Origin of the sequence: Massilia violaceinigra, from assembly GCF_002752675.1 — a bacterium.
Lineage (GTDB): Bacteria > Pseudomonadota > Gammaproteobacteria > Burkholderiales > Burkholderiaceae_D > Telluria_A > Telluria_A violaceinigra.
This window is the reverse complement of record NZ_CP024608.1, coordinates 3,930,690-3,942,566: the sequence shown is the minus strand read 5'-3', so window position 1 is coordinate 3,942,566 and position 11,877 is coordinate 3,930,690. Positions and strand designations below refer to the sequence as shown.

Below are 11,877 nucleotides of genomic sequence, written 5' to 3'. Positions count from 1 at the left end.
GCGGTCAGGCGCCGTAGATGACGATCTTGTTGCCCTGGCGGCTCCAGCGTCCGCTGGCGCCACGCCCGCCACCGGCGCCCAGGCCACCACCGGACGACATGCCAGCGCCGCCCAGGCCCGCACCACCGCCGCCGCTGCATTTCGCGCAGCCACCGCCGGCAGCGCCCCGTCCGAGCAGGCCTGGCGCATGCTGGCGCGCCGCGGCCGTTGCCGCATTCTGGGCGATCATGCGCGGGTCGCCCGAGCCCGGGGCCTGCGATGCCTTCTGCACCGTGTCGGCGGCCAGGCGCACGAACTGGCGCGCGCCTTCGTACTCGCGGTCTTCGCCGCTCATTTCGCCTTCCAGCCCGAGCGCGCCGCCGGCCGCCGAGGCCAGGCCGCTGCCGATCTTGGCGCCCAGCGGGCCGCCGAAATAGCCGCCGATGGCGCCGCCGGCGAGCGGCAGCGCTTTCTTGGCCACGCCTTTGAGCACGCCGCCGACCGCCTGCCCGACCGGCGAGCGGATCACGCGGCCGGCGGTGGCGCCGACCTTGCGAATGAAGTCGCCCAGGAACTGGTCGAGCTCCGCTTCGCTGTTCACGTTCAGCAGTTCCTGCGCGTATTCGGCCTCCTGCTGTTCGTTCAGGCCCGATTCGCCGCTCCACTCTCCCTGGCCGAATTCGAACTGTTCGCCTTCGTAGCTGGAGGTTTCCTGGCCATATTCCATTGTCGTGCGGTCGATGTCATGCATGATGCGCTCCCAAAGAAGAGTGAAACAACAAAATGCCCGGATGGACAATCCGTCCGGATCAGCAATCGTGAAGAACCAGCCGGCCTGCCTGGCGGGTCCAGCGTCCCTGTTGTGCCGGCTGCGCATGCACATGCGGCAGCAAGCCCGGGGCAATCTGGCGCGCGGCGGCCTGCACGGCGGCGCGCGCGGACTGCGGCGACGCGCTGCGCGCATTGCCGGCGTGGCGCGCGGCTTCGTCGGCCAGGCGCACCAGCTGGCGCGCCAGGACGAATTCCTTGTCCTCAGGGCTCAAGCCTTCGAGTTCGAGCCCGAACATGCGCGCACCGAGGTTGATGCTCACGGTCTTGGCGCTGGCGCCATGCGGCAGGCGGCGCTGCGGCGTGAGGATCGGCTGCACGGCGCGCAGCAGTTCGGCCACCAGCAATGGGCCCATAGGCGAGCGGGCCACACGCGCACCGAGTACGCCGGCGCCGGCGATGGCGCGGCTTAGCACGCGCCGCAGGTCGGCCGGGTCGGACGCTTCGAGCAGTTCGGCGGCCAGTGCCAGGTCGGCGCTTTCGTCGGAGAGCGGGCCTGCTTCGAATTGCTGCGCCTGCGCGCGCGGCGCGGCGTTGGTCAAGATGTCGAAGACCGGACTGTATTCAAGCAGGCGACGGTTCACGGGCAGCCCCTCTGGTTAGTGGTGGATGCGCGTGGAAGAATGGTTGTTGCTGCTGCGCGTCCTGATCCATCTATCGCAAGGGCTGTGCCAGCGCGCGCACCGGGCAACCGGCCAGCTTGGCGGTGGCGGCGCCGAAACGCGTTTCGTGCAAGCCGTCGTTCGGGGCCGGTACGGCGAAACGCGTTTCGCAAGCGCCGCATCCCCCTTCCCTCCAGAGGGCATGCCGAACTATTTTTCGTGGAACCGGTATAGTGATATCGATAGCGCAACAGGCGTTTTGTGCTTGGGCGCACCCGGTTTGACGTTCACGAAGGAGAAACGATGCAAGTCCGTAATGATGTTCTGTTTCACGCGCTGCACGCCGATGGCCTGCTGATGCTGTCCAATTGCGGGGACGCCGGCAGTGCGCGCATTGCCGCGGCGGCGGGATCGAAGGCGCTGGCCACGAGCAGCGCCGCCGTCGCCTGGTCGCACGGCTTCGCCGATGGCAGCACCTTGCCGCGCGAACTGCTGATGGCGTCCGTCAAGGCGATTCTGCGGGTCAGTTCCCTGCCGCTGACGGTCGATGCGGAGGATGGCTACAGCGCCGATCCGGCCGAGGCGGCGGCGCTGGTGGGGGAACTGATCGATGCTGGTGTGGTCGGCATCAATATCGAAGATGGCGGCGGCACGCCGGCGCTGCTGGCGGAAAAGATCAGGGCGATCCGGGCAGTTGCCGACGCGCGCGGCGTGAACCTGTTCATCAATGCGCGCACCGATGTCTATTTGCGTGGCGTGGATGCGAGCCTGCGCGTGCAGGAAGTCCTTGCCCGCGCCGCCCTGTACGAAGCGGCCGGCGCCAGCGGCCTGTTCGTTCCCGGCATTACGTCCGAGGATGACATCGCGGCCGTGGTCAAGGCAACGCCCCTGCCGCTCAACGTGATGCTGCGCGAAGGCGTGCCGGCGCCGGCGCGCCTGGCGCAACTGGGTGCGCGGCGCCTGAGCGCCGGCTCGGCCATCTCGGAGGCCATGTTCGGCTGCGTCGATGCCCTGACCCGCCAATTCCTCGACAGCGGCAAGGTCGCTGCCGGGCCGTATGCGCCAATGGGCTATTCAGCGCTGAACCGGCTGATGACGCAGTAAGATCAGCCTAGAAGGCCGACTTGCCGAAGCGCGCCACGCCCTGGTTCACGCCGGGCGGGTCCAAGGTTTCCAGCTTGAGCGGCAGCGGCTCGCCGATCCAGTGCGCCAGGGTGGTGTGGTCGGCCACGTCGTCGTCGGTCAGCGGGTGCACCAGGGCGCGCAGGCCGGACGCTTCAAGCAGCGCAATGACCGCCGGCAGCATGGCGGCGCTGTAGTGGATCTCGTATTCGGGCAGCGGGTGCGGGCCGACCGCGTGGTCGCTTAATTCACCGACAAAAAACAGCTCGGCGATGGAACCTGACTGTTTGGCGTCGAGCAAACGCTGGCGCAAGGCCAGTGCCTGCGGGCGGGTGGCGTCGTCGTAGTAAATGTGGGCGTGGTACGGGGCGCTGAGGTCATCCATGAGCCTTATCCTTTTCTAAGTGGCAGCGTGAAAAAAACCGCCAGGGCTTGCGCGCTGGCGGTTTTTCACAGGCGTTGCTTGGCAACGATTACTGAGGAGCCGCTTCCGCGCCTTCAGCAGCTTTCATCGACAGCTTGAGGCGGCCGCGGTCGTCGGTCTCGAGGACCTTGACGCGCACTGCCTGGCCTTCTTTCAGGTAGTCGGCAACCGCGTTCACACGCTCGTTGGCGATCTGCGAGATGTGCAGCAGGCCGTCCTTGCCTGGCATGACCTGGACGATCGCGCCGAAGTCCAGCAGCTTGAGCACGACGCCGTCGTAGGTCTTGCCCACTTCGACCGACGCGGTCAGTTCTTCGATGCGGCGCTTGGCTTCCTGGCCGGCGGCAGCGTCGACCGACGCGATGGTGACGATACCTTCGTCGCTGATGTCGATCTGGGTGCCGGTTTCTTCGGTCAGCGCGCGAATGACTGCGCCGCCCTTGCCGATGACGTCACGGATTTTCTCAGGATTGATCTTGATGGTGATCAGGCGCGGTGCGAAATCCGACAGTTCGGTTTTCACGTGCGGCATGGCTTTCTGCATTTCGCCGAGGATGTGCTGGCGGCCTTCTTTGGCTTGCGCCAGTGCCACTTGCATGATTTCCTTGGTGATGCCCATGATCTTGATGTCCATCTGCAGCGCGGTAATGCCATTGGCGGTACCGGCTACCTTGAAGTCCATGTCGCCCAGGTGATCTTCGTCGCCCAGAATGTCGGACAGGACGGCGAACTTGCCGCCTTCCTTGATCAGGCCCATGGCGATACCGGCCACGTGCGCTTTCATCGGCACGCCGGCATCCATCAGCGCCAGGCAGCCGCCGCAGACGGAAGCCATCGACGAGGAACCGTTCGATTCGGTGATTTCCGATACCAGGCGCACCGAGTAGCTGAAGTCTTCAGGGTTGGGCAAGGCGGCGATCAGCGCGCGCTTGGCCAGGCGGCCGTGGCCGATTTCGCGACGCTTCGGGGTACCGACACGGCCGGTTTCGCCGGTGGCGAACGGAGGCATGTTGTAGTGCATCATGAAGTCATCGGTGTACTCGCCCATCAGCGCATCGATCTTCTGGCTGTCGCGCGCGGTGCCGAGGGTAGCGACGACCAGCGCTTGCGTTTCGCCGCGGGTGAACAGGGCCGAACCGTGGGTGCGTGGCAGGATGCTGGTGCGGATCGCGATCGGACGCACGGTGCGGGTGTCGCGGCCGTCGATGCGTGGCTCGCCATTGAGGATCTGCGAACGCACGACTTTGGCTTCGATGTCGAACAGGACGTTGCCGACATCGACATTGTCCGGCTGCGGTATGCCGGTGGCGGCAGCGTCAGCGGCCAGGGCGGCGTAGACTTCCTGGAACGATGCTTTCAGCTTGGCGGTACGGGCAACCTTGTCCTTGATCTGGTAGGTTTCGTTGATGTTCGTTTCAGCCAGTTCCTTGACGCGGGCGATCAGCGCTTCGTTCTTGGCGGGAGCGGTCCATTCGACTTCCGGCTTGCCGCCGTCGCGTACCAGTTCGTGGATCGCATCGATCACGACTTTCATCTGGTCATGGCCGTAGACCACGGCGCCGAGCATGATTTCTTCGGACAGTTGCTTGGCTTCGGATTCGACCATCAGCACGGCGGTTTCGGTACCGGCAACGACCAGGTCCATCTCGGATGTCTTGAGCTGTGTGGTGGTCGGGTTCAGGATGAACTGGCCGTTGGCGTAGCCGACGCGCGCGGCGCCGATCGGGCCGCTGAACGGGATGCCGGAGACGCACAGGGCAGCCGAAGCGCCGATCATGGCGGCGATGTCCGGATCGATCTCAGGATTGACCGACAGCACGTGGATGATGATCTGAACTTCGTTCAGGTAGCCTTCTGGGAACAGCGGGCGGATCGGACGGTCGATCAGGCGGCTGGTCAGGGTTTCTTTCTCGGAAGGACGGCCTTCGCGCTTGAAGAAACCGCCTGGGATTTTACCGGCTGCGTACGTTTTCTCGACGTAATCGACCGTCAGCGGGAAGAAATCCTGGCCTGGCTTGGCGTCTTTGCGCGCAACCACGGTAGCCAGGACAACGGTGTCTTCGATCGACACCATGACGGCGCCGGAGGCTTGACGGGCGATTTCGCCGGTTTCCAGGGTAACTTGATGTTGGCCGTACTGGAAGGTTTTCGTAACTTTATTAAACATGGGTAATCCCTTTCTATTTGCCGACAGATTTTCAGGCGCTGTCGTCCACCTCACCACAGGCAACATTGCTTGCTGCCTTTACTACTTTTTCGGGACTAAAAATGCAAAATGCCCGCGACAGCAAGCTGCGCAGGCATTTCTTGATAAACTTGAATCCGCAAAAATTACTTGCGCAGGCCGAGTTTAGCGATCAGATCGCGATAACGGGTTGCGTCTTTGCTTTTCAGGTAGGACAGCAGGCTCTTACGACGGTTGACCATCATGATCAAACCACGGCGGGAGTGGTGATCTTTAGCGTGAGCTTTGAAGTGGCCGTTCAGTTCGTTGATGCGTGCGGTCAGCAGAGCGACCTGAACTTCAGGGGAGCCGGTGTCGTTTTGCGCACGGGCGTTGTCCGCGATGATCGCGGCTTTGTTGATGTTTTCTACGGTCATGATGATACCTTTCACATGCGGTGCACGAGTCGCAACCCGACACACCGTGAACTTCGATTGATGAACCGGCCAAAACGGCCAGACCCGCAAGTATATGCGAAAACCCGGCGTGCTGCCAGTGCCGCTTGGCGCAAGGTGGTGCATGATGGCGTTTTGGTCCTGTCAAAGGTGGTTTTTATGCGAAAACTAGTCAAAACTGCAATTCTGAGCGCGCTGCTGGCACTGGGCGGCTGCGCCGCGATGATGCGCACGCCGCCGGTGCCGGGCGACACGCTCGAGGTGGTGCGCGCCAAGTTCGGCGAGCCGACCACGGTCCACGCGCTGCCATCGGGCCAGGTGCTCGAATACGCGACCGGACCGTACGGCCAGTTCACCTGGATGGCGCGCATGGGGCCGGATGGCAAGCTGCTCGCGTTCGAGCAGGTGCTGGGCGACGTGGGATTCGGGCGCATCAAGATCGACAAGTCGACCAGGGCCGATGTGATGGCGACGGTGGGACGCCCGGCCGAGCGCTCGTATCTGGCCCTGTCGGACCTGGAGGTGTGGTCATACCGCTATAAAGAGAGCGGCGTGTGGAATTCGATGATGCATGTGCACTTCGACCGCGCCGGCATCGTCAGGAAAATGATCAGCGGGCCGGATCCGATGTATGAAGAGAAGCGCGGGTTTTTCCGCGATTGAGGCAAAACCGGGCGCGGAGAAAGGCCGCCATTCCAGCCGCGCGGCGGCTTTGCACGCGCGCCGCGCGCTGCGGGGTATGCGCCCGCCGTGATCCGGGCGGCCCCGCAAGGACGATGAGATCAGCCAGGCGCCGTACCATCGGCGCACTGGTCCGACTTGCACCACGCGTCGGGTCCGCACCATTTGATGATGAGCTCGCCGAGCAAATTCGCGTCGTCATCCATCTCGAACGCATAGACCATCGCGCCGGCGTACCCGCCCTCCTTGAGCCACTCAACGGTACGCGCGACAGGCAACCCCGACGGCGCCTCGAAGCCCAGGGCCAACGTGGCCGGCTTCATGAATTCCGTGTACGGACTAAGACGCGAGGCGGGATCGCCGCCGTAGCTCATCTCCCAACCGTAGGTGAGCGTCTCTCCAAGCGTCATGTTGTTATAAACAGGCTGGAACGCGTCGAGGTCTTGGAACAGCGCCTTGGACAGGATTTTGTCGGGCATGGCCTTCTTGATCATGCTTGTCACCGTTACCAGCGGCATGACCGGCGACGGCGGTCGATCGGAATATTCGTCGTCGATGTCGATGCCATCCAGGCCGTAGGTGCTGACCACATGGGCCAGCTGATCGACGAAGTTACCCGCCAGTTCGGCAGTGGGAAAATTGCTCCAGCCAGCGGCGTCGTTGTTGCCCAGGAATGTTAACAGCACTGTGATTCCACGCAGTTGCAAGGTCGCGATGGCACCCGAATTCAAGGTGTTGAGCGTTCGCTCGTTGGCGCAGGCGTAGGTTCCGCCTGGCGGGGGCGTGATGCGGGGCGCAAGCGCCGTGTAATCAGGAGGGAGCGTCGCATTGAGGTTTGCCGCGAAGATGCAGACTACATCCACTGCGGCATTGCCGTCAGTGTCGACGTAGCACAGCACTTTCAGCAGATTCTCCGGGCTAAGGTGATTCACGTAGGCAATGCTCATCCCGGTCTTGGTGTAAGCGTCCGCCTGCGGCGCACTGCCGGGTGAAGGCGTTCCGGTGAAGAAGGCGCAATCACCGGCATTCAATTGTCGCGGTGACGGCCATGCGGGATTGGAGACCAGCATCGGCTCGCGGCAGTGAAAAAAGTAAGCAATAGTCGGGTCAAGAAGTGCGTGTCGGCGCGCTTGCTCGGGGGTGCAGTCTGGCATAACGCTTACCAGGCAATTCCAGGCATCTGCCGCTACTGCTGTATTGACCGCTTTAGTCCATGGCATAGTCGCACTCCGTATCGTGGTGGTGGCTCAGGAAGCGCACGGGCTGCGCGCTGGCTGAGTGGAAAACGGCGGGATGTGCCATACCGCCGGCCGAACTGCCGTGACATCCTGGGCGCCACGGCGCAATCCGCTGTTCGCGCATCTCGTCAATTCAGTCGTGGCCCGTATCGGACCTCTCTGGAGCGGGGCCAGACGACGATAAAAACTTCCGGATAAACACCAAGGCTCCTATTTGTCGGCCGTGACAGCCCGCTTGTCCGGCAAGCGCTTATGCGGCGCCAGCCAGTTGTGCTCGCGCCTTAAGGCATCGACCGCGCCCTGCAGGAAGCGATACAGCTCGGGTTGATCGAGCGGCACAAGGATGCCGCGCTCGTACGATGCCGTCCTGGGCCGGCTCGCCACATGCAGCAGCGCCGGGTCCATGAAGGCATCATTCCTGAGCGCGTCCAGGGTGGAACGGTCGACAATGGTAAAGTCCAGGCGCCGGTTCGAGACGATCATCTGTAGCGCATTCTTGATTTGCGGCACATCGACGCGGGTAATCTCGCCGGCCGCAATCAGCGGGTCCAGGTCGGGAAAGCGGTGCCCGCTCGGGGCACCGAAACGCTTGCCGCGCAGGGAGTCCGGCCCGTTGTACTCCAGCGGCGCCGCGCGCGGCGAGACCACCAGCGATTCATCGTTCATCAGGGCGCCGGTCCAGAGATAGCGCGTACGTCCGGGATCGTCAAAAAAGCGTGGATGCACCCAGGGAACGACGATGGCGACCTTTCCGTTTTGCAAGAGCACATCGAGCCGCCGGCGCGGAATATAGACCGATTCAAAGTGATAGCGCCCGCCGGAAAGGCTGTTGAGCTTGCCAGCTAGCCGGGCGTTGAGGCCGGCGGAAGGCTGGCCTGGCACGAACCACGGCACGTATTCATAGTAGGTCGCCAGCTGCACGGTTTCAGCGCCATGCGCGAGGCGCAGCGCCAGCGCCAGCGCCGGCAACAGAAACAGATAGCTCAGCCGCATGACCATACCGCCATTAACATCGCCATCCGTTCGCCACTCCCCAAGTCGCTTTGAAGGAACCGAAAATCACCACCCCCATTTAACCACGACTGGCGGGGAAGCTGTGTCGGCTTGCGTGTCCCCGGAAACCGTTCACCTTCTTCGCCGGCTGCGTCAGCCTCGGCTGTCGAAATGATGTGCCGTTCAAACTCCCCGGTGCCGCAGCGCAGGTCGCCTGGCGGCACCACTGGTACCGCCAGGCGCCACTTTCGCGAAGCGATGAAAACAGGAAAGCACACCTCTGTTACGCCAGCGAAACCATGGCTATACTTGCTGCCATGGTCCTCACCTTCGCGCCAACTCCAGACAAGCGCCACACCACCGCTTTCGCGCTGACCTTGCTCGTGCACGCTGTGCTGATCGTGGGCTGGCAATATGCCCGGCGCATCCCCCCGGTCGACAACGATCCAGTCCAGACGATCCAGTGGGTCACGATCACGCCGCAACCGAAGAAGGCGGACACGCCGGCACCAAAACCGGTGCCGCCAGACCTGAGAAAAACGGTTGGCGTGGCTGCTGCGGCGGCGCGCCCTGCCCCCGCCGCGCCGCCAATGCAAGCCCCCGCCCAGCCTGCGGCCGAACAGCCGGCCGAGGTGGCGGCGGAGGACGCGCCACCCACGCCAGCGCCAAGCGCGGCCGAGATCATGCGGCAGGCCAGACGCGGCATCGGGAAAATCGATCAGGATTTACGCAAGGCCCATCCGGGGCAGCCGATCACGGCGCCTGTGACCAACGGGGCAACCCGGCTGGCCCAGGGTTTGCAGGCAGCGGCCGACGCCGTACCCAACCGCCGGTATGAGGCGCCCAAGGTGACCGAGATTATCGATCCCGGCCCGTACAGCAGGCGGCGCTACCGGGTGGTCGGCGCCGACGGCACCTACTGCATCACGGTCGAATCGAACCACGCGCCCGATGGCCTGGACACCATGAAAAACGGCATCCAGCACAAGACGACCACCTGCGAACCGAGCGAACAGGCGGCCACCAGGCAGAAATGGTAGGCCGTTGGCGAAGAAGGCATTCAAGTTCATTCGGGAGGTCGACAAGTCCTCGAAGCGCGGCGGGGCCGAGCGAGGATGCCGCCAGCTGGCGGCAGGCATGCGTGCGCGCCGTCACATGCGCGTTTTGTGGCACAACGTCCAGGGCAGCTTGGTCAGGGACTGGCCGTCGATGTTGATCCAGTTGGCGCCTGCGGCAAAACTGACCCAAAGCTTGTTTGGTCCGGCGTACGCCATGCTGCCGTCGTCGCTGATGAAAAAGGCGCGCGCGCCTTCGGCCAGGGCTTCGTCCAGGTCCACCAGCTTCTCGGCACGGCCAGCGCTGGCGCGGTACAAGGCATTCGGGCGCACCGGCGATGCTTGCGAATCGACGCCGCCGATGAAGTACAGGGTGCGTTGTTGCGCACCCACCAGCACCGCGTTATACGGGGCGGCAGTGCCGGCGTAATTGAGTTCGAGCCGTTTCCAGGGCGCGCCAGCAGCGGCCTTGCGCACCAGATGACGGCGATGATTGGTGCTGCGGGTGGCGTACTGCACGCCGTCGCTGCCGGTGTACACAATGGATTCACCACCACCGGCGGCCACGGTATCGCTGCGGTCGGCGAGCTTGCCGGTCACGTCGCGCCATGTCTTTCCATGGTCAAGGCTGCGCACGGTGCCGAAACTCGCGCGCACCAGGATCTCGCCGGTGGCGCTGGTGCGGGCCCAGTGGATTTCCTCGAACGTGCAGGAGCTGGCCTGCACGCCGCCGGCGGCGGCGCACAAACCAGCGACGAACAGTGCGGACAGGCGCATGCCTGCTACTGCTGCGGGTTGACGCGCTCGATCTTCGAGTGCAGCTTGTTCAGCCCTGACAGGTAAGCCTTGGCCGAGGCGACGATGATATCCGGATCGGACCCAACGCCGTTGACGATGCGGCCCGAACGCGACAGGCGCATCGTGACCTCGCCCTGCGACTGGGTACCGTTGCTGATCGCATTGATCGAAAACAGCACCAGTTCGGCGCCGCTGGCCGCTTCCTTTTCGATGGCGTTGACGGTGGCGTCGACCGGGCCATCGCCCTCGCCTTCGCATGCGAACTCCTTGCCGCCGATCGCGAACACCACTTTGGCGGTCGGGATTTCGCCGGTTTCGGAGCGCTGCGACAGCGACACGAAGCGGTAATGCTCGTCTTCCTGCGCGTGCTCTTCGTCCGAGACGAGCGCCATGATGTCTTCATCAAAGATCTCGGACTTGCGGTCCGCCAGCTCCTTGAAACGGGCAAAGGCGGCATTGACTTCGGCTTCGGATTCGAGCTCCATGCCCAGTTCCCGCAGGCGTTCCTTGAACGCGTTACGGCCGGAGAGCTTGCCCAGCACGATCTTGTTGGCGGCCCAGCCCACGTCTTCGGCGCGCATGATCTCGTACGTTTCGCGCGCCTTCAAAATACCATCCTGGTGGATGCCGGAGGCGTGCGCAAAGGCGTTGGCACCCACCACGGCCTTATTCGGCTGCACGGCGAAGCCGGTAATCTGCGACACCATTTTCGACGCCGCCACGATCTGGGTGGTGTCGATGCCCAACTCCAGGCCGAAGTGGTCGCTGCGGGTGCGCAGCGCCATCACGACTTCTTCGAGCGCGGTGTTGCCGGCGCGTTCGCCCAGGCCGTTGATGGTGCATTCGATCTGGCGCGCGCCGCCGATCATCACGCCGGCCAGCGAGTTGGCGACCGCCAGGCCAAGATCGTTGTGGCAGTGGACCGACCAGACGGCCTTGTCGGAGTTGGGGATGCGCTCGCGCAGGCGTTTGATGGTGGCCCCAAACACCTCCGGCACGGCGTAGCCGACGGTGTCGGGGAAGTTGATGGTAGTGGCGCCTTCGGCAATCACCGCTTCGAGCACGCGGCACAGAAAGTCTTCGTCGGAACGACTGCCGTCTTCGGGCGAAAACTCGATGTCGTCGGTGTACTGGCGCGCACAGCGGATGGCGATTTTGGCCTGCTCGAGCACCTGTTCCGGTTCCATGCGCAGCTTCATCTGCATGTGCAGAGGCGAGGTGGCGATGAAGGTGTGGATGCGTTTGCGTTCGGCCGGCGCCAGCGCTTCGGCGGCGCGCGCGATGTCGCGGTCGTTGGCGCGCGAGAGCGAGCAGATGGTCGATTCGCGCACGGCGCTGGCAATGGCGCGAATGGCTTCGAAGTCGCCCGGCGAGGCGGCCGCGAAGCCGGCCTCGATGACGTCGACGCGCATGCGCTCCAGCTGGCGCGCAATGCGGACCTTTTCATCCTTGGTCATCGATGCGCCGGGCGATTGCTCGCCGTCGCGCAGGGTGGTATCAAAAATGATCAGGCGATTCGAATTCGTCATGGCGGCTCC

Annotated in this window: 12 protein-coding genes; 3 read left to right on the top strand and 9 right to left on the bottom strand. The window is 63.8% G+C overall.

The window, feature by feature from the left end; all coding sequences use genetic code 11:
* Window positions 1–4: 4 nt before the first annotated feature.
* Window positions 5–730, bottom strand: a complete 726-nt coding sequence (locus CR152_RS17640) for a hypothetical protein (RefSeq protein ID WP_208640140.1) — start codon at window positions 728–730, stop codon at window positions 5–7.
* A 58-nt stretch (window positions 731–788) separates the two neighbouring features.
* Complete coding sequence (locus CR152_RS17635) at window positions 789–1,391, bottom strand: hypothetical protein (RefSeq protein WP_157778568.1); 603 nt, start codon at window positions 1,389–1,391, stop codon at window positions 789–791.
* Between the two features lie 321 nt (window positions 1,392–1,712).
* On the opposite strand from CR152_RS17635, the gene CR152_RS17630 reads away from it, so the two are divergent.
* Window positions 1,713–2,513: an isocitrate lyase/PEP mutase family protein gene (locus tag CR152_RS17630; RefSeq protein WP_099876503.1), complete on the top strand. Its 801-nt coding sequence runs from the start codon at window positions 1,713–1,715 to the stop codon at window positions 2,511–2,513.
* A gap of 7 nt (window positions 2,514–2,520) precedes the next feature.
* Here CR152_RS17630 and CR152_RS17625 read toward each other — a convergent pair whose 3' ends face one another.
* The 3 genes from CR152_RS17625 to rpsO all read right to left on the bottom strand — a co-directional run bounded on the left by CR152_RS17625 (window position 2,521) and on the right by rpsO (window position 5,556).
* Entirely contained in the window at window positions 2,521–2,916 is a 396-nt protein-coding gene (locus tag CR152_RS17625; protein ID WP_099876501.1) for a DOPA 4,5-dioxygenase family protein, read from the bottom strand.
* Window positions 2,917–3,004: 88 nt separating this feature from the next.
* Window positions 3,005–5,122 (bottom strand): polyribonucleotide nucleotidyltransferase, encoded by a 2,118-nt coding sequence (gene pnp, locus CR152_RS17620; protein ID WP_099876498.1) that lies wholly within the window; start codon window positions 5,120–5,122, stop codon window positions 3,005–3,007.
* A gap of 164 nt (window positions 5,123–5,286) precedes the next feature.
* Entirely contained in the window at window positions 5,287–5,556 is a 270-nt protein-coding gene (gene rpsO / locus CR152_RS17615; protein WP_054263682.1) for a 30S ribosomal protein S15, read from the bottom strand.
* 177 nt (window positions 5,557–5,733) lie between these two features.
* Here rpsO and CR152_RS17610 point away from each other — a divergent pair, with 177 nt between their 5' ends.
* Complete coding sequence (locus tag CR152_RS17610) at window positions 5,734–6,237, top strand: hypothetical protein (protein WP_099882442.1); 504 nt, start codon at window positions 5,734–5,736, stop codon at window positions 6,235–6,237.
* A gap of 119 nt (window positions 6,238–6,356) precedes the next feature.
* On the opposite strand, the gene CR152_RS17605 is transcribed toward CR152_RS17610, so the two are convergent.
* Together CR152_RS17605 and CR152_RS17600 are read right to left on the bottom strand one after the other, a co-directional pair.
* Complete coding sequence (locus CR152_RS17605; protein ID WP_208640139.1) at window positions 6,357–7,475, bottom strand: glycoside hydrolase family 18 protein; 1,119 nt, start codon at window positions 7,473–7,475, stop codon at window positions 6,357–6,359.
* Between the two features lie 228 nt (window positions 7,476–7,703).
* Window positions 7,704–8,486, bottom strand: coding sequence for a substrate-binding periplasmic protein (locus CR152_RS17600; protein WP_157778567.1), 783 nt, complete (start codon window positions 8,484–8,486; stop codon window positions 7,704–7,706).
* A gap of 299 nt (window positions 8,487–8,785) precedes the next feature.
* Here CR152_RS17600 and CR152_RS17595 point away from each other — a divergent pair, with 299 nt between their 5' ends.
* Window positions 8,786–9,526, top strand: a complete 741-nt coding sequence (locus CR152_RS17595) for a hypothetical protein (protein WP_157778566.1) — start codon at window positions 8,786–8,788, stop codon at window positions 9,524–9,526.
* A gap of 111 nt (window positions 9,527–9,637) precedes the next feature.
* On the opposite strand, the gene CR152_RS17590 is transcribed toward CR152_RS17595, so the two are convergent.
* Window positions 9,638–10,318, bottom strand: a complete 681-nt coding sequence (locus CR152_RS17590; RefSeq protein ID WP_099876488.1) for a hypothetical protein — start codon at window positions 10,316–10,318, stop codon at window positions 9,638–9,640.
* A 5-nt stretch (window positions 10,319–10,323) separates the two neighbouring features.
* Entirely contained in the window at window positions 10,324–11,868 is a 1,545-nt protein-coding gene (locus CR152_RS17585) for a 2-isopropylmalate synthase (RefSeq protein WP_099876486.1), read from the bottom strand.
* Window positions 11,869–11,877: the final 9 nt, after the last annotated feature.

What these genes read in the sequence shown, in the direction of transcription:
- CR152_RS17640 (WP_208640140.1), bottom strand. Translation starts at nt 730, where the DNA reads ATGCATGACATCGACCGCACGACAATGGAATATGGCCAGGAAACCTCC.
- CR152_RS17630 (WP_099876503.1), top strand. Translation starts at nt 1,713, where the DNA reads ATGCAAGTCCGTAATGATGTTCTGTTTCACGCGCTGCACGCCGATGGC.
- CR152_RS17625 (WP_099876501.1), bottom strand. Translation starts at nt 2,916, where the DNA reads ATGGATGACCTCAGCGCCCCGTACCACGCCCACATTTACTACGACGAC.
- pnp (WP_099876498.1), bottom strand. Translation starts at nt 5,122, where the DNA reads ATGTTTAATAAAGTTACGAAAACCTTCCAGTACGGCCAACATCAAGTT.
- rpsO (WP_054263682.1), bottom strand. Translation starts at nt 5,556, where the DNA reads ATGACCGTAGAAAACATCAACAAAGCCGCGATCATCGCGGACAACGCC.
- CR152_RS17610 (WP_099882442.1), top strand. Translation starts at nt 5,734, where the DNA reads ATGCGAAAACTAGTCAAAACTGCAATTCTGAGCGCGCTGCTGGCACTG.
- CR152_RS17605 (WP_208640139.1), bottom strand. Translation starts at nt 7,475, where the DNA reads ATGCCATGGACTAAAGCGGTCAATACAGCAGTAGCGGCAGATGCCTGG.
- CR152_RS17600 (WP_157778567.1), bottom strand. Translation starts at nt 8,486, where the DNA reads ATGCGGCTGAGCTATCTGTTTCTGTTGCCGGCGCTGGCGCTGGCGCTG.
- CR152_RS17595 (WP_157778566.1), top strand. Translation starts at nt 8,786, where the DNA reads ATGGCTATACTTGCTGCCATGGTCCTCACCTTCGCGCCAACTCCAGAC.
- CR152_RS17590 (WP_099876488.1), bottom strand. Translation starts at nt 10,318, where the DNA reads ATGCGCCTGTCCGCACTGTTCGTCGCTGGTTTGTGCGCCGCCGCCGGC.
- CR152_RS17585 (WP_099876486.1), bottom strand. Translation starts at nt 11,868, where the DNA reads ATGACGAATTCGAATCGCCTGATCATTTTTGATACCACCCTGCGCGAC.